Origin of the sequence: Photobacterium aquimaris, assembly GCF_002954455.1 — a bacterium.
Taxonomy (GTDB): Bacteria; Pseudomonadota; Gammaproteobacteria; order Enterobacterales; family Vibrionaceae; genus Photobacterium; species Photobacterium aquimaris.
The window spans coordinates 43980-64835 of sequence record NZ_MSCC01000003.1 but is presented as its reverse complement, the minus strand read 5'-3'; the positions used below and the strand labels follow the sequence as shown (position 1 = coordinate 64835).

Here is a 20856-nt window from a genome sequence, read left to right as displayed (position 1 = left end):
CCATGACAGATAAGAATTTCTTAATTGAGCTAGGTACTGAAGAATTGCCACCAAAGGCACTTCGCACTCTAGCTGAAGCATTTGCAGCCAACTTTGAAGCGGAGCTAAAAGCCGCAGACTTACCTCATCAAGGTATTAAGTGGTATGCGGCCCCACGTCGCCTAGCACTTAAAGTAACCGCACTTGCTGAAAACCAGCCTGATAAAGTTGTTGAAAAACGCGGCCCTGCAATTGCTGCTGCTTTTGATGCTGACGGTAATCCCACTAAAGCTGCTCAAGGCTGGGCACGTGGTAATGGTATTACGGTTGATCAAGCTGAGCGCATGGTTACCGATAAAGGTGAATGGTTACTGTTCAAGCAAGAAGTTAAAGGCCAACCAGCCCAAACATTATTGCCAGAACTAGTCGCTAACGCACTGGCTAAGCTACCGATCCCGCGCCCTATGCGCTGGGGTAATAAAGACACTCAATTCATTCGTCCAGTGAAAACACTGACGATGCTGTTGGGTGATGAGCTAATTGAAGGCACTATTTTAGGTGTTGCTTCAGCACGTACTATTCGCGGTCACCGTTTCATGGGTGAAGCTGAATTTACTATCGACAACGCTGACCAATACCCTGCAATCCTAGAAGCGCGCGGTAAAGTAATGGCTGATTATGAAGCGCGTAAAGCGATCATTTTAGCTGATGCTCAAAAAGCAGCTCAAGCGGTAGGCGGTATTGCTGATCTCGATGATGATCTTGTTGAAGAAGTAACATCACTGGTTGAATGGCCGGTTGTACTAACAGCTTCATTTGAAGAAGAGTTCCTAAAAGTACCTTCTGAAGCCTTGGTTTACACCATGAAAGGTGACCAGAAGTACTTCCCTGTTTACGATGCTGAAGGCAATCTAGTGCCTAAGTTCATCTTCGTATCTAACATTATCTCTAACGATCCAAGCCAAGTTATCTCGGGTAACGAGAAAGTTGTTCGTCCTCGTTTAGCAGATGCTGAATTCTTCTTTAATACAGACCTTAAGAGCAAGTTAGTTGATCGCCTGCCTCAACTTGAGACAGCTATCTTCCAAAAGCAACTTGGTACCATTAAAGACAAAACTGATCGCATCACTGAGCTTGCAGGCTACATTGCTGACAAGATCGGCGCTGATGTCACTAACGCTAAACGCGCAGGTCTACTAGCGAAGTGTGATTTAATGACCTCAATGGTATTTGAGTTCACTGAAACACAAGGTGTGATGGGCATGCACTATGCACGTCATGACGGCGAAGCTGAAGATGTGGCACTGGCACTGAACGAGCAATACATGCCTCGTTTTGCGGGTGACCAACTCCCAAGCACTGGTGTATCTTCTGCAGTAGCAATGGCTGATAAACTAGATACTATCGTAGGTATCTTTGGTATTGGCCAAGCACCAAAAGGTAGCGACCCATTTGCATTGCGTCGTGCTTCTTTAGGTGTGTTACGTATCATCGTTGAAAACGGTTACGACTTAGACCTTGTTGACTTAGTTGCTAAAGCGCACTCATTGTTTGGTGACAAACTGACGAACACTAATGTTGATTCTGATGTGATTGAATTCATGCTAGGTCGTTTCCGTGCATGGTATCAAGACGCAGGTTTCAGCATTGATGTTATTCAAGCTGTACTAGCAATGCACCCAACTCAACCGTCTGACTTTGATAAGCGTGTTAAAGCAGTAAGTCATTTCCGTGACTTAGATGCTGCTGAATCACTAGCAGCAGCGAATAAACGTGTGGGTAATATTCTAGCTAAATTTAACGGTGAGCTACCAACGACGGTTGATAATAGCTTATTAGTTGAAGCAGCAGAAAAAGAGCTTGCAGCTAAAGTTGAAACAGTTGTTGCAACGCTAGCACCTGTCTTTGCTGCTGGCGATTACCAGCAAGCACTAACAGAACTAGCATCACTACGCGAAGCTGTTGATGCGTTCTTTGATAACGTAATGGTGATGGCTGAAGACGAAAAGCTTAAAGTTAACCGTCTAGCACTGCTTAACCTATTGCGTAACCAGTTCTTACAAGTAGCAGATATTTCATTACTGCAAAAGTAACGTTTAGCACTGGTTGATAATAATGACTGACCACGCTTCGGCGTGGTTTTTTTATGGCTTGAATATTTAGGGTTTAACTTTGTTCCACGTGAAACATTCAACACAGCTGACCACCACTCGATGCACAAACTAAGGCTTTCGCTTCAAATCGCAATCAGGTATTTTGACCAATTCCCCGCCAGACATAGCGGGCTTTAAAAGTGCTAACATTGGCACTGACATCGAGGTCAATAGCACTATGGCATATTCTGTCTTTGGCGATAAATTCGCAGGTAATTCAGGCATTACCCAACTAATGCACGATCTAAATGATGGTCTAACTAACCCTGATGCCATCATGCTTGGCGGTGGTAACCCCGCTCAAATTCCAGCGATGGTCGACTATTTTAATCAGCTGCTAGGCGAAATGGCTGCGACTGGAGAGTTAACCGCATCGATCACCAACTACGATGGCCCGCAAGGAAAAGACCGCTTTATCACTGCTCTCGCAACACTTCTCAATCACCACTATGGTTGGGACATCGGTAGTGACAACATCACCCTGACTAATGGCAGTCAAAGTGCCTTCTTTAATTTATTTAATTTATTAGCTGGAAAATGTCAGGATGGCAGCCATAAAAAAATTCTGTTGCCGCTGTCGCCAGAATATATTGGCTATGCCGATGCTGGCCTTGAGCCAAATATGTTTATCTCTTACCAACCGACAATCAGTTTATTAGATAATGGCCTATTTAAATACCATATCGATTTTAGCCAGTTGGTTATTGATGACGGCATTGGTGCTATTTGCGCGTCGCGCCCAACCAACCCAACCGGTAATGTACTGACCGATGGCGAGATTAAACAACTCGATACTCTTGCCCAAGCGCACAATATTCCGCTGATTATCGATAATGCCTACGGCATGCCTTTCCCTGATATTATCTTTGCTGATGTAACTCCATTTTGGAACCACAATACCATCTTATGTATGAGCTTATCTAAACTGGGGTTACCCGGGATTCGCTGTGGTATCGTCATTGCTAAAAAAGAGATAATAACCGCGCTCACTAATATCAATGGCATTATCAATCTTGCTCCTGGCAGTTTAGGACCAGCGATTGCCGACAAATTAATTAGTCGTAATGACTTATTACGGCTAAGTCATGAAGTGATTCGCCCTTTTTATCAGCGTAAAGCTCAGCATGCAGTGAGTTTATTACAGCACTATATCAAGGATGAACGGTTTCGAATCCATAAGCCTGAAGGGGCAATATTCCTATGGCTGTGGTGTGATGAATTACCGATCACCACTAAAGAGCTCTATCAACGCTTAAAAGCCCGCGGCGTGTTGATAGTCCCTGGCGAATATTTCTTTATTGGTTTAGAGCAACCGTGGCAACATAGTCAGCAATGTTTACGCATGAATTATGTTCAAAGTGATGAGCAGATGGAGCGAGGGATAAAGATAATTGCTGAAGAAATAACGCGAGCTTATGCTGCAGGCTAACGCTGCCCTCCCCTATTACTATTTAGATAAAATACAACGTAGATAACAAATATTACCCATAAAAAAACGCCGCTAATAATAGCGGCGCTTTTATAAGTATTAACCTAACAACAAACTAGACGTCAAGGTTAGCAACTTTTAGTGCGTTTTCTTCAATGAAGTTACGACGCGGTTCAACCTGATCACCCATCAAACAAGTAAACAATTCATCAGCAGCAACAGCATCATTAATGGTTACTTGCAGCATACGACGTACATCAGGATCCATGGTTGTTTCCCACAACTGATTCGGGTTCATTTCACCCAAACCTTTATAGCGTTGTAAAGATAAGCCACGACGTGATTCTTTGTTTAGCCACTCAAGCACTTCTTTAAAGCTTGAAACCGGTTGTTTACGCTCACCACGTTGAACAAAAGCAGTCTCATCTAATAAGCCATCGAGTGCTTCTGAAAGATCAGCTAATTTAGCGTACTCTTTTGAATTCAGTAGATCGAAGCTTAATGGGTACTCATGATCAACACCGTGAGTACGTACCACAACCTTAGGTACAAAGACATTGTTCTCTTCATCACGTAAGATTTCAAACGTAAACTGACTTTCACCTGATTGCTTGGCATTTAGTGCTGCAATAAGATGAGTTAACCATGCTTCAACTTGCGCGCTATCAGCTAGCATTTCAGTACTTAAACGAGGTTGATAAACTAACTCATTCAGCATTAATGCTGGGTAACGACGGCTCATGCGTTCGATCAGTTTCATTGCACCATTGTATTGCGTCACTAACGTTTCAAGTGCCATACCAGTCATCGCTGGCGCACCATCATTAGCAAACAAAGAAGCGTTATCCAGTGCCAATGATGTTTGGTACTGGTTCATCTCTTCGTCATCTTTAATGTATTGCTCTTGTTTACCTTTCTTCACTTTGTAAAGTGGTGGCTGAGCAATATAGATGTGGCCACGCTCAATAAGCTCTGGCATTTGACGATAGAAGAAGGTCAATAGTAACGTACGAATGTGCGAACCATCGACATCGGCATCGGTCATGATGATGATATTGTGGTAACGCAATTTATCTGGGTTGTACTCGTCACGACCAATACCACAACCCATAGCTGTGATCAGAGTTGCCACTTCTTGTGAAGATAGCATCTTGTCGAAACGGGCTTTTTCAACGTTTAGGATTTTACCTTTTAGTGGCAAAATCGCTTGGTTTTTACGATTACGCCCCTGCTTGGCTGAACCGCCAGCAGAGTCCCCTTCCACAATGTAAAGTTCAGACAGTGCAGGATCTTTTTCCTGACAGTCAGCAAGTTTACCTGGAAGACCCGCTAAATCTAAGGCGCCTTTACGACGAGTCATTTCACGTGCTTTACGCGCCGCTTCACGCGCACGAGAGGCATCGATAATTTTAGTACAAATGATCTTTGCATCAGCCGGACTTTCTAATAAGAACTCGGCAAATTTCTCGTTCATTGCTGATTCAACTGCACTCTTCACTTCGCTTGAAACCAATTTATCTTTGGTTTGGCTAGAGAACTTAGGATCAGGTACTTTTACAGAAACAACCGCCACTAAACCTTCACGCGCATCATCACCTGAAGTTGCAGCTTTGGCTTTCTTTGAGTAGCCTTCTTTATCCATAAATGAATTAAGAGTACGCGTTAAAGCACCACGGAAACCCGCTAAGTGGGTACCACCATCACGTTGAGGGATGTTGTTAGTAAAGCAGTAAACGCCTTCTTGGAAACCGTCATTCCACTGCATTGCCACTTCAACGGTAATACCGTCTTCACGCTCACTATCAAAGTGAAATACTTTCTGGTGAATCGGCGTCTTGTTGCGGTTCAAGTGTTCTACAAACGCGCGAATACCACCTTCATACATAAAGTGATCTTGCTTACCTTCTTCACGCTCATCAATTAACTTGATAGAAACACCAGAGTTCAAGAATGATAATTCACGAAGACGTTTAGCTAAAATTTCGTAATGAAATTCAATATTGTTGGTAAAAGTTTCTTCGCTTGGCCAGAAACGTAAACGGGTACCCGTTTTATCAGTATCACCCACAACAGCCAATGGTGCATCTGGCACACCGTGTTGGTAAGTTTGCTGGTGAATATGACCTTTACGATTAATGGTTAACTCAACTTTTTCAGACAAGGCGTTTACAACCGAAACACCTACGCCGTGAAGGCCACCAGACACTTTGTAAGAGTTATCATCGAACTTACCACCAGCGTGGAGTACCGTCATGATAACTTCGGCTGCTGACACACCTTCTTCTTCGTGAAGTTCAGTCGGAATACCACGACCATCATCGCTTACCGAAACCGAACCATCTTCGTGGATCGTTACAATGATATCTTCACAGTGACCTGCAAGAGCCTCATCGATAGAGTTATCGACAACCTCAAAAACCATGTGGTGCAAGCCAGTACCATCATCAGTATCACCGATGTACATTCCTGGGCGCTTACGTACCGCATCGAGGCCTTTAAGCACCTTAATGCTTGATGAATCGTAATTGTTGGACATTGAGTTACTCTCGCTTTAATTATCCTGTGTTATCTTACCGTGTTCAACCATGAACAACTTACCATTTTCATCAAGCATATCAACCACTTGCTCGCGACTAATAGCACTAATGAACACTTGGGCGTTAGTTTCCTTTAATCGCTGCGCAAGCAACGCTCGCCTATGGCTATCCAATTCGGAAGCAAAATCATCAATTAGGTAAATACACTGTTTGCCGGTGGTCTCGGTTAGATGTAAACCTTGCGCTAAACGCAATGCGCACACCATTAACTTTAACTGACCGCGGGACAATACGTCCTCAACCGGTGTTCCAGCAACTTTGATCCGTAAATCAGCCTTATGGGGCCCACTTACGGTATAGCCAAGCTGACAGTCACGTTCAAAATTACGTTGTAGCAGCTCAGCATACGGTGTCTCTTTTTCCCAGCCGCGGTAAAAACCGAGCTGAATATCAAACTCAGGTAAAAACACCTGACATATCTCAGCCGCTTTGATTTTAACGGCATTAATATAGTCTTGGCGCCACACACTAATTTGCTCAGCAAGTAATGCGAGTTCTTGATCCCAATAGCTGAGTTCACGATAACTACGCGCTTGCTTTAATAATGCATTACGCTGTTTCGTCAGTCTTTTTAAGCGGCTCCATGCATTATAGAACTTTGGTTCAACATGAAACACACCCCAATCAATAAAAGCCCGTCGAAATTTAGGTCCGCCAATTAATAAATCGAAACCTTCAGGAGTAATTAACTGTAGTGGCAAAATTTGCGCAAGTTGAGCGAGCTTTTGATTGCCCTCTCCACCAATTTTAACTTCAGTACTGCCATCGCGCTGTTTACTGATCCCCACTGGTAAAGTAAGGTCATTATTATCGGTAACTCGACCATGAATAAATAGCTGTTGCTGTTCATGGCGAATCACACGACTGGTTAAATGGCTACGGAATGAACGTCCGTGCCCTAAATAATGAATTGCTTCAAGGACACTGGTCTTACCGCTACCATTTGCGCCAACTAAAAAATTAAACCCGCGGGCTAACGCTATATCACACTGAGCAATATTACGAAAATCCTGCACCAATAATCGAGTAAGTGCCATAATTACAATCTAATTGGCATTACTACATACATGGCTTCATCATTGGTGGCATCTTCAATTAATGACGGTGCATTGGCATCTGATAATGACAACCGTACTTGATCACACTTAAGGGTGTTCAAAACATCAAGTACATAGCTAACATTGAAACCAATCTCTAAGCTGTCACCCTCATAATCAACATCAAGAAACTCTTCCGCTTCTTCCTGTTCCGGGTTATTGGCTGTGATCCGCATTTCACCATTAGATAAACCAACTCTAACACCACGGAATTTTTCATTGGATAAAATAGCCGCTCGCGCAAATGCTTTACGCATCTCATCACAATTTGCTTCAACAAATTTAGTGCTATTTTGTGGCATTACACGACGATAATCAGGGAAACGACCATCAACGAGCTTAGAGGTAAACACAAAATTACCCACTGTCGCACGTAAATTTGAATGACCAATTTGAATATTGACTAAGGCTTCAGGGTTATCAAACAACCGCACCAATTCAAGTACCCCTTTACGCGGTACAATAATTTGTTTGGTTGGTAAATCATGACCAGTATTAATCGCACATACCGCCATACGGTGACCATCAGTTGCGACAGAACGCAAATGTTGACCATCGGTTTCAAATAACATCCCGTTTAAGTAGTAACGCACATCTTGGTTTGCCATTGAAAACTGGGTACTGTCGATCAGTTGGCGCATACGCCCTTGCTCAAGGGTAAACTCAACCTCACTTTGCCAATCTTCAATATTGGGAAAATCAGCTGCAGGTAAGGTTGTTAATGTATAGCGACTACGACCAGAGCGAATTAAAACGCGATCACCTTCATAGATAACCGCAATAGTGGCGCTATCAGGCAAACCACGGCAAATATCTAAAAATTTACGTGACGGTACAGTTACTGCACCAGCTTCAAAGTCGCCTTCTAATGCAATCTTCGCGATCAATTCGACTTCAAGATCTGTACCTGTCATCGATAAACAGCCATTCTCAACTTGCAGCAGAATGTTACCTAGAATCGGTAATGACGGACGACCACCTAATGCACCAGTTACCTGTTGCAAAGGTTTTAATAAATGTTCACGTTCAACAGTAAATTTCATATTAAGACGACAACGTTCTAATTAGGTTTGAATAATCTTCTTTAATATCGTGGCTTTCTTCACGTAACTGCTCGATCTTACGACAAGCATGGAGCACGGTAGTATGATCGCGACCGCCAAAGGCATCGCCAATCTCAGGAAGACTGTGGTTTGTCAGTTCTTTCGCCAGTGCCATCGCCATTTGACGTGGACGAGCAACACTACGAGAACGACGCTTAGACAGCATATCTGCCATCTTTATTTTATAATATTCAGCAACCGTCTTCTGAATATTATCAATCGTTACCAATTTTTCTTGTAATGCGAGTAAATCGCGCAGTGCTTCACGTACAAAATCAATCGTAATTGCACGACCAGTAAAATTAGCATTGGCAATAACGCGATTCAATGCCCCTTCTAACTCTCGCACATTAGAACGTAAACGCTTAGCAATAAAGAACGCAACTTCATCTGCCAATCGAATATTATGATCTTCGGCTTTCTTCATTAGAATAGCAACGCGAGTTTCAAGTTCTGGCGGTTCAATAGCCACCGTTAATCCCCACCCAAAACGCGATTTTAAGCGATCCTCTACCCCGTTAATTTCACGCGGGTAACGATCGGAAGTAAGAATAATTTGTTGATTACCTTCTAATAACGCATTGAAGGTATGAAAAAATTCTTCTTGTGAACGTTCTTTATTAGCAAAAAATTGAATGTCATCAATCAATAATGCATCGACACTGCGGTAATAACGCTTAAATTCTTCAATGGCGTTATTTTGCAGCGCTTTCACCATATCTTGCACAAAACGCTCTGAATGCATGTAAACCACTTTAGCATTGGGCTTACGATTAGCGATTGCATTACCAACGGCATGCAATAAGTGCGTTTTACCTAAACCAGTACCACCATATAAAAATAATGGGTTATATGCCGCACCTGGGTTATCAGATACCTGACGACATGCAGCAAGACCTAACTGGTTCGATTTACCTTCAACAAAATTATTAAAATTATGCTTAGGATTTACATTTGAACGATAGCCCCCTGGCGATTCAGCTTGTACCGGTGACGGTGCAGGCTCGTAATGCACAGGCTCAGGCTCTGTACGCGGTTTTGATTGTGGTAAGGTAAATACTGGCGGTGCAACATGTTGTGGCGGTGCAGCAACAGGTTTACTACCAACTTCAAACCGTAGGCTCGGCGCATCAGCACCGCAGAATTCATTCAGCAGCCGATTAATGTTATTAAGATATTTATCGCGCACCCAATCTAATACAAATCGATTAGGGGCAAATAATGTCAAGGTATGATCATTTAATTCAGCCTGAAGCGGACGCAGCCACATACTGAATTCTGTCGCAGGGAGTTCTTCCTGAAGGCGTTGAAGGCACTGCAACCATAGCGAAGATGACAAGGTAGACTCCACACTGAATAAACAAAACATAAAAGGAGGATAATTTTATACGTGCTGAACAAGGATCACCAGTAAAGAGATCGCAGATCCAGTGAATAAGATCGAACTTATGCACATGGATCGCACAATAAAATGCAAGATCAGCACAATTTAACCTACCTTTACCCACAGCTATATTAACACATCAATCACAAATATAAGTCGCTCATTCCCCGTTTAATGCTGTTTTTGCTTAATAATGTCCATTTAATCATCATCAATTATCATCCACAGAGAAAACTCATCGTTGTGGGTAACCTTTTATGCCAATTACACGCTTTCTGTATGCCGAAAAAAGCATGATATTGAAGCACAATATGTCATTAGCCAAACAAATGGTTATTTCAAATAACTGTTAATTATTATCTTTATCATTTAATACCAAGGTAGGATTGCTTCACCAAATAAATCGCTATCAAGGTAAGGAATGTACCGAATGAAAAACTGGATAAAACCTCTTGTGATTGCAAGTACACTGCTTGCTTGTACAACGACGAGTGTCATGGCTGCAACCACAGTAAAAGTGGGCATGTCTGGTCGTTATTTTCCATTCACGTTTGTTAGTAAAGATAAATTACAGGGGTTTGAAGTCGACCTATGGAATGAAATTGGCAAACGTAACGATTACCAGGTTGAGTTTGTTACCGCGAGCTTCTCGGGTTTATTTGGTCAATTAGAAACAGGTCGAATTGATACTATTTCTAACCAAATTACCATTACCCCTGCTCGCCAAGCCAAATTTTTATTCAGCCAACCTTATGTTATTGACGGTGCGCAACTTGTGGTTCGTAAAGGTAATACAACTATCCACTCGCCTACAGACTTAGATGGGAAAACGGTAGGGGTTAATCTCGGCTCAAACTATGAGCAGTTATTGCGTCAGTTACCCAATGCTAAGCAAATTAATATCAAAACTTATGACAGTGGTATTGAGCAAGATGTCGCGTTAGGCCGCACAGATGCCTTTGTGATGGATCGTTTATCATCGCTAGCGATCATTAATAGTAAACCACTGCCGTTACAATTAGCGGGTAAACCCTTTGCCACCATCGAAAATGCATGGCCATTTTTAAATAATGCTAAAGGTGAATTATTACAACAACAAGTGAATCAGGCATTAACGGCGATGCATGATGACGGTACCTTAAAAGCAATCTCAACCAAGTGGTTCCATAGCGATATCACTCAATAATCTTCACTCCACCATTGATAATAATTGTCACTGGTGGAGCCTGATTCCCCCTGCTTAATCAGTAAAACGGATCACCATTATGGGTTTTGATTTTAATTATATGTTGTCGTTGATGCCTATTTTGTTGAAATACCTACCAACAACATTATCTATGGCTGCACTTGGGGCTGTTTTTGCGCTAATACTTGGCTTAATTCTCGCTTTAATTCGTATTTATCAGCTACCAGTTCTGAACGCGCTGACACAACTTTATATCAGTTTTTTTCGCGGTACACCGTTACTGGTGCAGCTATTTTTACTCTATTACGGCTTACCACAAGTGATGCCAAGCTTGGTAGGATTAGATGCCTTTAGCGCTGCAGTGATCGGCCTTAGCCTCCATTTTGCCGCTTACATGGCAGAAAGTATTCGCGCCGCCATTATTGGCGTAGATCGTAGCCAACGAGAAGCCAGCTTAGCGATTGGTATGACAGAATCGCAAACCATGCGTCGAATTATATTGCCGCAAGCCACCCGTATCGCATTACCGTCATTGATGAATTATTTTATTGATATGATCAAATCGACCTCACTTGCTTTCACGCTTGGAGTGCCGGAAATCATGGCAAAAGCACAAATGGAAGCCTCATCAAGTTTCAAGTTTTTTGAAGCGTTCCTTGCTGTGGCAATAATATACTGGGCTGTAGTGATAGTGCTTACTCGCTTACAACAGCTAGCTGAAACACGTTTAGACAGGGCCTATGTACGATGATAAACATAAAAAAACTTACTAAGCGCTTTGCCGAACACACAGTTTTTAACGATCTCGATCTGCAGATTAACCAAGGCGAAATCGTAGCGATTATTGGTCCATCAGGAACAGGAAAATCAACTTTTTTGCGTTGCCTTAATTACCTTGATAGTGCTAATAGCGGCACCATCGCTATTAATGATGTCGAGGTTAATTGCCTGCAACCTAAAAAAAGTGACATTTTAGCTCTGCGACGCCAAACCGGGTTTGTATTTCAAAATTACGCTTTATTTAATCACCTCACCGCCGAACAAAATATCAGTGAGGGACTAAAGGTAGTTAAAGAACTCGACAGTCAACAAGCACAACAGCGAGCACTGAGTATTCTGACCGATATTGGCTTAGCCGATAAAGCCAATCAATACCCTGCTGCCCTTTCAGGTGGTCAACAACAGCGAGTCGGTATTGGTCGTGCAATGGCGTTAGAGGCTGAATTACTTTTACTGGATGAACCCACATCAGCGCTGGATCCCCTGTGGGTAAATGAAGTGCTAAACTTGATCAAACAATTGGCACAACAGCAACAAACCATGTTGATCGTCACCCATGAATTACAGTTTGCACGCGAAGTCGCTGACAGAGTGATCTTCATGGCCGACGGTCAATTTGTAGAGCAAGGACCGCCACAGCAGATCTTTAATCACCCTAACGATCCGCGGCTAAAGGCTTTTTTGACTCAAATAGGGATCCAATAAGGATCCTTGAACTTCGCGCTATAAAACGTATAATGCAGCGCCCGTCATTAGATGTGGGTATAATTATTGACTCTTTGTTAGTCAGTGATTACAATTCCGCCTCTTTGTTCGTGGTAATTGTCCAATTATGGCCAATTACATCTAACAAACTTAAAAACTGATCAGTTAATTTAAGGTAAAACCATGAAACGCACATTCCAACCTTCTGTTCTTAAGCGTAAGCGTAGTCACGGCTTCCGTGCTCGTATGGCAACTAAGAACGGTCGTGCAACAATCAATGCACGTCGCGCTAAAGGCCGTAAGCGTCTTTCTAAGTAATCATCGACGATTATTTTGAATAAGTACGCTTTTTCTCGGGAGTTACGTTTGTTAACTCCCGAACATTACAAAACTGTCTTCCAGCAAGCTCATCGTGCTGGCTCTCCTCACTTGACTATTCTTGCCCGTTCTAACGAATTCGACCACCCCCGTCTCGGTCTGGCTGTTCCTAAAAAACAGATTAAAACTGCTGTCGACAGAAACCGCTTCAAACGCGTTGTTCGCGAAAGTTTCCGTTTAAAACAACATCAGCTTCCAGCCTGTGACTTCGTAGTCATCGCTAAGAAATCAGCCAATGATTTGAGTAACGAAGAACTATTTACGTTGTTAGATAAGTTATGGCATCGCCTGTCTCGCCCGTCGCGTGGCTAGTCGTAAGACTAGTCCGCTTTTACCAACTGGCAATCAGCCCGCTTCTTGGGCCACGCTGTCGGTTCACCCCTACATGTTCTCAATATGCGATCGAAGCTGTAAAAACGCATGGAGCGCGAAAAGGTTGTTGGTTAGCGGCGAAACGTCTATTAAAATGTCACCCTTTAAATGACGGTGGTTACGACCCCGTTCCGCCAACCAAGCATAACGACAGAGAACATTAACCATGGGTTCCCAACGTAATATTCTGTTAATTGCCCTACTGTTTGTCTCATTCTTGCTATTTCAGCAATGGCATGGCGACAAGAACCAGCAACCAACGAAGCCGGGTGTAGCGCAGCAAGTCAATAACAATAGTGGTATTCCATCACACTCAAGTGATAATCAACCACTGACTGACCAGAAAACTTCAACTAACTTAATTACCATTAAAACGGATGTACTGGAATTAACAGTCGACACGCTTGGTGGTGATGTTATCAATGCAAAACTACTTAAATACGACAATACTCTCGATTCTAAAGACCCGTATGTTTTATTAAGTGATACTGATGGACGTGATTATATCGCGCAATCAGGCTTAATTGGTGCTAACGGTTCAGACTCACAAACACATGGCCGCGCACAATATGCTGTGACTGCAAAAAGCTTTGTGATGGCACCCGATCAAAACGAACTACGTGTACCAATGACATTTACTAAAGATGGCATTAGCTACATTAAAACATTCGTTTTCAAGCGCAACGATTATGCGGTTAACGTTGACTACACTGTCGACAACAAAACTGACAAAGCAGCGACAGTACAAATGTACGCACAGCTACGTCACCGCCTAGAAAGTAAAACTGGCGGCGGTATTCAAGGCATGGCAATGCACACCTACAACGGTGCGGCATACTCAGCTAACGATACTAAGTATAAAAAATACAGTTTTGATGACATCAAAGAGAAGAATCTTAACCAGTCAGCAAATGACGGCTGGGTTGCGATTATGGAGAACTACTTCGTATCAGCATGGATCCCTCGTGATGGCGCAGATCAGACATCTCAAGTCTACAGCAGCGATAACAACGGTGTAGGTTACATCGGTGTACGTATGCCGTTAGAGACTGTTGCTCCTGGTCAAACAAAAGAAATCAAAGCAACACTTTGGCTTGGTCCTAAGTTGCAAAAAGAAATGGCAGCAACCGCAACTAACCTAAACCTAACGGTTGATTACGGTTGGTTATGGTTCATTGCAAGTCCATTGCATAAATTGCTTTCTTTCATTCACGGTATTGTAGGTAACTGGGGTGTAGCAATTATCATCCTAACGCTAATTGTTCGTGGTGCAATGTACCCACTAACAAAAGCGCAGTACACCTCAATGGCGAAAATGCGCATGCTACAGCCTAAGATTCAGGCAATGCGTGAGCGTTTAGGTGATGACCGTCAACGTCAAAGCCAAGAAATGATGGAGCTGTACAAAAAAGAGAAAGTAAACCCACTTGGTGGTTGTTTACCTATCATGCTGCAGATGCCAATTTTCATTGCACTGTATTGGGCACTAATGGGATCAGTTGAATTGCGTCATGCGCCATTCTTCGGTTGGATTCAGGATCTATCAGCACAAGACCCGTACTACATCCTGCCTGTTCTTATGGGTGTATCAATGTTCCTGATTCAGAAGAACAGCCCATCGACAGTAACGGATCCAATGCAGCAGAAAATCATGACCTTTATGCCGGTTATGTTTACTTTCTTCTTCTTATGGTTCCCATCAGGTCTAGTGTTGTACTGGTTAGTATCAAACATTGTGACTCTGATTCAACAGACTATTATTTTCCGCGCGTTGGAAAAGAAAGGTTTACACAGCAAAGCTAAATAAGCGCTGCCTGTGAATAAAAGGCGACCTTAGGGTCGCCTTTTTTTATGGGGCAGATTAGGCGTAAACCCTCACAGTGGTTTACAATCATCAAGTCATTTTAAAGCAAAGCCAAGGTTATGAATCAACATATCGATACTATCGTTGCACAAGCAACACCACCGGGCCGTGGCGGCGTCGGCATCATTCGCGTTTCAGGTCCTAAAGCGAAAGAAGTAGCCCTTGCCGTTGCTGGTCGTGAGTTAAAAACCCGTTACGCTGAATATCTGCCATTTAAAAATGAAGATGGTACCGCCCTTGATCAGGGGATCGCGCTGTTTTTTAAAGGCCCCAATTCATTCACGGGCGAAGATGTATTAGAACTCCAAGGCCACGGTGGCCCAGTATTAATGGATATGATGATCCGTCGTATTCTTAATATTGATGGTATTCGTCCAGCGCGTCCTGGTGAGTTCTCTGAACGTGCGTTTATGAACGATAAGCTTGATTTAGCCCAAGCAGAAGCCATTGCTGACTTAATTGACGCTAGCTCAGAAGAAGCCGCGAAAAGCGCTTTTAAATCACTGCAGGGTGTATTCTCAAACAAAGTAAATGAATTAGTTGAAGCCTTAATTCATTTACGTATTTTTGTCGAAGCTGCCATTGATTTCCCTGAAGAAGAAATTGACTTCCTATCTGACGGCAAAGTCAGTGGTGATCTCAATAACATCATGACTCGCTTGGCAGATGTTCGTAAACAAGCTAACCAAGGCGCGATCATGCGTGAAGGCATGAAAGTGGTGATTGCTGGCCGCCCTAATGCCGGTAAATCAAGCCTACTCAACGCGTTATCGGGAAAAGACAGTGCGATTGTGACCGATATCGCTGGTACCACTCGTGACGTATTACGCGAACATATTCACATTGATGGAATGCCATTACACATCATTGATACCGCCGGTTTACGTGAAGCAACTGATGAAGTAGAACGGATTGGTATTGAACGCGCATGGGCTGAAATTGAACATGCCGATCGGGTGTTATTCATGGTTGATAGTACCACCACCGACGCCACCGATCCTAAAGAGATTTGGCCTGACTTTATTGAGCGCCTACCTGCTGATATGGGTCTAACCGTCATTCGTAATAAAACAGAACTAACGGGTGAGTCAGCCGGTATCTGTCATGTAAATAATCCAACCTTAATTCGCCTCTCTGCGCGTACAGGCGAGGGTGTCGACGACTTACGTGAACATCTAAAGCAATGTATGGGATTTGCAGGTACGACCGAAGGCGGCTTTATGGCACGTCGTCGTCACTTAGATGCACTAGAGCGTGCAGCTGAACATTTAGAGATCGGTAAACAACAACTTGAAGGTTTTATGGCGGGTGAAATTCTGGCAGAAGAATTACGTCTTGCTCAACAGCACTTAAGTGAGATCACCGGTGAGTTTACCTCGGATGATTTACTTGGACGTATCTTTACTTCGTTCTGTATTGGTAAGTAACTACTAACATTTCACTTGCATTGATGGTTACGCTAAAAACGTCACATATTATTGATATGTGACGTTTTTTATTATTTTTTAGGTTCAGGCTTAGGATAATTTATACTGATATATTCCGGCTCTTCAATCCCAGTCTGTTGATTAAGTACTCGCGTTAACGCAAACAAATAGTTAACTAACAAATTACTGAATCTTGGCAATGTTGGTGGTATTTTTTTCCCCGCAGCATCGACTTTAACTAATTGTCTTACCACCTTTTTAGCCAAGCTTCGGCATTGGTGTAACTGCACCACCGCCCCCACTCCTCGCGGTAATACAAAACGTTTATTGCTATCTGTTACTTGATCGCGAAAGTAATGATAATCCGCTTTCAGCTTACCAATATCATCCTCAAAAATACCGCATTTACCTCGAATTGAACCATTCAAATGAAAAATTCGTGGTTGAAGCCAGATTAATGATTGTTGTATTTCCCCATCGTCTAACTGTGAGATCACCAAGCCAATATAGGTACATAATTCATCGGTGAGAATTTCAAAATCGCACAAGGGTGAATCTTCAAAAATAAACGGATAAGCGAGTTCATCAATATCGCCAGAAAACTTTAATACCATGACTTTATTCATCCTTACCAAATATGGCTAATTCTACCAGTAGACTGTCATTGACAGCGTTCCCAAAATCACTAACTATGTTCGCAAATTTTGCTTGCTAGGGATGTTGCAAGCTCACCATCTACGACGTATGGAAAATTATGTACCGACTATGTAAATATTTATTTTTTATTGGCTGTTTATGCCGTAGTTCAATCAGCTTTGGAGCTGAAACTGTCTACCCAATAACAGTTATTGATGCCAGTAATCAAGCGGTTACATTGAAGAAAATGCCGACTCGTGTCGACTCTAAAAGCATGTTTAGCGATCAAGTTATCATGGCGCTACTACCACTCCAAAATATCACCAGTTTAAGCCGCTTAAGTAAGGATGCTACTTACTCAATTATTGCTAATAAAATTCCAGCCACCCTACCGTTACGTGATCTTAATGTCGAACGTATTATTGCCGAGCACCCAGATTTAGTATTGGTCGCCAGTTGGAGTGATAGCCCTAAAATAGCTCAACTGCGAGCAGCGGGTATTACAGTATTTGTAATAAAAACGGTTTATAGCCTTAAAAACATCGAAAAAAACATCTTATTAGTCGGTAAACTGGTTAATCAAAATACTGCCGCAGCAGCGTTAGTTGAAACAATGCAACAAAAGCTTAAGCAACAGGTTATCGTTCCCAAACAGCCGCTAACCGCGATTGAATACACTCCGTGGGGAGCATCCAGTAACCATAATTCGACTATCAATACCATTATTAGTCAGGCTCAACTCAAAAATGTCATAGCGAATACCAGTGGCGATAAATTTGGCCAAGTGCCGATAGCTAAAGAGCAACTATTAGTGCTCAACCCGGATGTAATTATTATACCAGGAGTGGACAGTGATGGTTTTAAGCAACAGTTACTCCATGATCCAGCCCTGCAAACGTTAACAGCTATTCGAGATCGCCGTGTGATCAGCTTGCCACATTCACTGCGTTCAACTGATAGCCAATACATTGCCGACGCTATCATCTACCTTAATCATAAGGTTTATAAGCCCCATGCTCAGTCATCAATACATTAAACCGCTACAAGGTATTACGGCATTAATCGGATTATTACTGTTGTTAATTATTTACCTTAGTCTCGGCTCTGTCTCTATTCCCATTGATGACATTTTTGCCATGTTCAACAGCTATATTCATGGTGGTGAGGCATTAGCCCAACAACAATATCCTCTCGCCTCGGCGATCATATTACAGATCCGCTTACCGCGTGCTTGTGCCGCCATATTGGCTGGTAGTGCACTGGCCTTAGCAGGTGCCTGTAGCCAAGGCTTATTTAGAAATCCCCTTGCTAGCCCCGATATCTTAGGTATTAGTGCTGGTAGTAGTTTTGCTGCAGTGGTCGCAATAGTCAGTGGCTTAACCGTGGTCAATCCCGCCTTATTACCCGTCGTCACCGCAATAGGAGCTTTAATCACTGCCACTATCGTGTATTTGATTGCCCGCCAAACCCAACAGCATGGCTTATTCATCATTTTAGCTGGCTTGGCAGTATCAAGTTTATTAGGCGGGTTAACCATGGGGGTATTATTAACCGCTCAACAATATGAAGTCAGTGAATTTGTATTCTGGACTATGGGTGGCCTAGATGCGCGAACTTGGCAGCAATTACTATGGCCAACCCCAATGATTATTATTACTGCGTGGATATTATTACGCCATGGACAAACATTAAACCTGCTCGCTTTAGGTGAACAAAATGCCCATGGCATGGGCGTTAATGTCGGTCACAGCCGCCGCTTATTATTGTTACTAACCACCTTACTTACTGCGATGGCAATTGCTGTAGCGGGTCCAATTGGCTTTATTGGCTTAATCGTCCCCCATCTAGCTCGACTCTTAGTGGGGCCAAATAATCGTATTTTACTGCCATTTTCGGCCTTATTTGGCGCAATGTTCCTCTTAGGGTGTGATCTTATTGCACGTACCGTTATTGCTCCCAACGAATTAAAAACTGGGATAATTACCGCGATTATTGGCGGGATCTATTTTATTATTCTATTAATTCGTAGCCAATATAAAGGATTACAATCATGATCCTACCACTTGTGATCGACCAATTAAGTTACCATCAAGGATCACAGCCGTTATTACAGAATATTAACTTTGCCATTAATCCTGGCGAATTAGTCGGTATTATTGGCCCTAACGGCGCAGGTAAAAGCACGCTGCTCAAATGTCTCAGCGGGTTTATGACACCCACCCATGGCAGTATTCGTTTATTTGATCAGCCTCTTAACAGCTATAGTCATCAACAACGAGCTCAGCAATTAAGTTATTTACCTCAATACACAGAACCTGCCTTTGGGTTTGTAGTTAACGATATTATTTATTACGGTTATCACCAATCAGCCGCACTATCACAACATAAAATAAATAATATTATTAGTCAGTTACAAATAGAAGATCTCTTAAATAGACCCATCAATCAACTCTCAGGTGGCGAACAACAACGAGTGCATTTTGCCCGTTTATTAATTCAAAATGCAGCTATCATGCTACTTGATGAACCAACAGCTAGCCTCGATATTGGTCATGAGTCATTATTACTTAATATTCTAAGCCACCATTGCCAACAAGGTAAAAGTGCCTTAATCGCCATTCACAACCTTAATACCGCGATCACATTTTGCGACCGTTTATTATTATTAGAACATGGTCAGCAAATTGCTTTTGATAGCCCTCAAAAGGTATTAACCCCGCAACAAATCACCGCGCTTTATCATCACCACGTCAGTGTCACTCACCATCCAGACAACCAAAAACTATTTATTTTACCGCAACGCCACTCGATCCCCTGAGCAAGGCGATCAACTATCAGATCACCAAAAACAACGATCACAAGCCTGTGCAAAAAACAAGGGGATCATGTGGGTAAGATCGTCATTAATCAGCACGCGTTCTTATCGTGATAATATTATAATGATCGTGTTAGCTATTATAATTACTGATATTTAGTCAAAAATACCCACATTTTCTCCCACTTTCATCCCCATTATTAGCTGGTGGATAAAAATAATAGCCTTTCAGTGAATAAAACGGCCTTCATATACCATAAAGGCTATCTTTATAGGGTTTGATCTCAGTACAATATTCGCTAGGTATTTCGTTTGATGTTGATGATCCCATCAAAGCGCTCACTATAAGGATAATTATGTCAACTATTACTCTGATCACTGGCAGCACTCTTGGTGGTGCTGAATATGTCGCCGATCATGTCGCTGAATTATTAACAGCGCAAGGCCATCAAACCAATATTATCAATCAACCTCAACTTGAACAGCTGGATCAAGATTCTATTTGGTTGATTATTTGCTCTACTCACGGTGCTGGTGATTATCCAGATAACTTTGCTGCCTTTGCTAATGCACTTAGTGAACAAAAACCCGCGCTTGAGGCATTGAAATTTGCCGTTATTGGGCTTGGAGATAGTAACTACGACACCTTTTGCGCTGCAGGCAAAAATATTGAGGCTTTATTGGTTCAATTAGGTGCAACTCCAATCGGCGAACGATTGGATATTGATGTATCAATGACGCCAGTACCTGAAGAACCAGCTGAAATTTGGCTTGAAGAGTGGCAAAATTACTTTAACGGTTAAAAAACAGTCAATAGTTACTCAATTATTTATGTTCTTTAATGGTTTTTTCTGTGGATAACTATAGATCTAAACGGTGATCAACCCATAGTTATCCATTTAATAACTTATATCGCCAATGAGCCCTGTGTATAAGTAGCTATTTTGATCC

19 protein-coding genes are annotated in these 20856 nt (G+C 42.5%); 14 read left to right on the top strand and 5 right to left on the bottom strand.

The genetic code is table 11. The features are described 5' to 3' along the window. Window positions 1–2 precede the first annotated feature (2 nt). The gene (gene glyS / locus BTN98_RS16475) at window positions 3–2072 is read left to right on the top strand and encodes a glycine--tRNA ligase subunit beta (protein WP_060999235.1); all 2070 of its coding nucleotides are present in this window, start codon (window positions 3–5) and stop codon (window positions 2070–2072) included. Between the two features lie 238 nt (window positions 2073–2310). After that, the gene (locus BTN98_RS16470) at window positions 2311–3561 is read left to right on the top strand and encodes a valine--pyruvate transaminase (RefSeq protein WP_060999237.1); all 1251 of its coding nucleotides are present in this window, start codon (window positions 2311–2313) and stop codon (window positions 3559–3561) included. A gap of 115 nt (window positions 3562–3676) precedes the next feature. On the opposite strand, the gene gyrB is transcribed toward BTN98_RS16470, so the two are convergent. The 4 genes from gyrB to dnaA are packed head-to-tail and all read right to left on the bottom strand — an operon-like array spanning window position 3677 to window position 9697. Then, window positions 3677–6097 (bottom strand): DNA topoisomerase (ATP-hydrolyzing) subunit B, encoded by a 2421-nt coding sequence (gene gyrB, locus BTN98_RS16465; protein WP_060999239.1) that lies wholly within the window; start codon window positions 6095–6097, stop codon window positions 3677–3679. Window positions 6098–6112: 15 nt separating this feature from the next. Continuing rightward, a complete protein-coding gene (recF, locus tag BTN98_RS16460) occupies window positions 6113–7195 on the bottom strand; it encodes a DNA replication/repair protein RecF (protein WP_060999242.1) in 1083 nt (360 codons plus the stop codon). Window positions 7196–7197: 2 nt separating this feature from the next. Then, window positions 7198–8298 carry a DNA polymerase III subunit beta gene (dnaN, locus tag BTN98_RS16455; RefSeq protein WP_060999244.1) on the bottom strand — a complete coding sequence of 367 codons (1101 nt, stop codon included), beginning with the start codon at window positions 8296–8298 and terminating at the stop codon, window positions 7198–7200. Between the two features lies 1 nt (window position 8299). Beyond that, a complete protein-coding gene (gene dnaA, locus BTN98_RS16450; protein ID WP_060999246.1) occupies window positions 8300–9697 on the bottom strand; it encodes a chromosomal replication initiator protein DnaA in 1398 nt (465 codons plus the stop codon). 475 nt (window positions 9698–10172) lie between these two features. On the opposite strand from dnaA, the gene BTN98_RS16445 reads away from it, so the two are divergent. The 8 genes from BTN98_RS16445 to mnmE all read left to right on the top strand — a co-directional run bounded on the left by BTN98_RS16445 (window position 10173) and on the right by mnmE (window position 16454). Further along, window positions 10173–10928 carry an amino acid ABC transporter substrate-binding protein gene (locus BTN98_RS16445; protein ID WP_060999247.1) on the top strand — a complete coding sequence of 252 codons (756 nt, stop codon included), beginning with the start codon at window positions 10173–10175 and terminating at the stop codon, window positions 10926–10928. Window positions 10929–11007: 79 nt separating this feature from the next. Next, window positions 11008–11679, top strand: a complete 672-nt coding sequence (locus BTN98_RS16440; protein ID WP_060999249.1) for an amino acid ABC transporter permease — start codon at window positions 11008–11010, stop codon at window positions 11677–11679. Beyond that, on the top strand, window positions 11676–12413 hold the full coding sequence (locus tag BTN98_RS16435) for an amino acid ABC transporter ATP-binding protein (RefSeq protein ID WP_060999251.1): 738 nt from the start codon (window positions 11676–11678) through the stop codon (window positions 12411–12413). Before BTN98_RS16440 ends, BTN98_RS16435 begins: the two co-directional genes overlap by 4 nt. A 183-nt stretch (window positions 12414–12596) precedes the next feature. Then, a complete protein-coding gene (rpmH, locus tag BTN98_RS16430) occupies window positions 12597–12731 on the top strand; it encodes a 50S ribosomal protein L34 (RefSeq protein WP_006233350.1) in 135 nt (44 codons plus the stop codon). 15 nt (window positions 12732–12746) lie between these two features. Beyond that, complete coding sequence (rnpA, locus tag BTN98_RS16425) at window positions 12747–13103, top strand: ribonuclease P protein component (RefSeq protein WP_082732189.1); 357 nt, start codon at window positions 12747–12749, stop codon at window positions 13101–13103. Continuing rightward, window positions 13070–13327 (top strand): membrane protein insertion efficiency factor YidD, encoded by a 258-nt coding sequence (gene yidD, locus BTN98_RS16420; RefSeq protein WP_080159046.1) that lies wholly within the window; start codon window positions 13070–13072, stop codon window positions 13325–13327. Before rnpA ends, yidD begins: the two co-directional genes overlap by 34 nt. A 2-nt stretch (window positions 13328–13329) precedes the next feature. Continuing rightward, complete coding sequence (gene yidC / locus BTN98_RS16415; RefSeq protein ID WP_060999257.1) at window positions 13330–14970, top strand: membrane protein insertase YidC; 1641 nt, start codon at window positions 13330–13332, stop codon at window positions 14968–14970. 116 nt (window positions 14971–15086) lie between these two features. Continuing rightward, the gene (mnmE, locus tag BTN98_RS16410) at window positions 15087–16454 is read left to right on the top strand and encodes a tRNA uridine-5-carboxymethylaminomethyl(34) synthesis GTPase MnmE (protein ID WP_060999259.1); all 1368 of its coding nucleotides are present in this window, start codon (window positions 15087–15089) and stop codon (window positions 16452–16454) included. Between the two features lie 71 nt (window positions 16455–16525). Here the strand turns inward: mnmE and BTN98_RS16405 are convergent, their stop codons facing one another. Further along, a complete protein-coding gene (locus BTN98_RS16405; RefSeq protein WP_060999261.1) occupies window positions 16526–17068 on the bottom strand; it encodes a cobalamin adenosyltransferase in 543 nt (180 codons plus the stop codon). A gap of 140 nt (window positions 17069–17208) precedes the next feature. On the opposite strand from BTN98_RS16405, the gene BTN98_RS16400 reads away from it, so the two are divergent. The 4 genes from BTN98_RS16400 (at window position 17209) to mioC (ending at window position 20708) form a co-directional block, all read left to right on the top strand. Next, window positions 17209–18126, top strand: coding sequence for an ABC transporter substrate-binding protein (locus BTN98_RS16400; RefSeq protein WP_060999264.1), 918 nt, complete (start codon window positions 17209–17211; stop codon window positions 18124–18126). Beyond that, on the top strand, window positions 18104–19144 hold the full coding sequence (locus BTN98_RS16395) for a FecCD family ABC transporter permease (RefSeq protein WP_060999266.1): 1041 nt from the start codon (window positions 18104–18106) through the stop codon (window positions 19142–19144). Before BTN98_RS16400 ends, BTN98_RS16395 begins: the two co-directional genes overlap by 23 nt. Then, complete coding sequence (locus BTN98_RS16390) at window positions 19141–19908, top strand: ABC transporter ATP-binding protein (protein ID WP_060999268.1); 768 nt, start codon at window positions 19141–19143, stop codon at window positions 19906–19908. The genes BTN98_RS16395 and BTN98_RS16390 overlap by 4 nt, the downstream gene beginning before the upstream one ends. 353 nt (window positions 19909–20261) lie before the next feature. Then, window positions 20262–20708: an FMN-binding protein MioC gene (mioC, locus tag BTN98_RS16385; protein ID WP_060999269.1), complete on the top strand. Its 447-nt coding sequence runs from the start codon at window positions 20262–20264 to the stop codon at window positions 20706–20708. Window positions 20709–20856 lie beyond the last annotated feature (148 nt).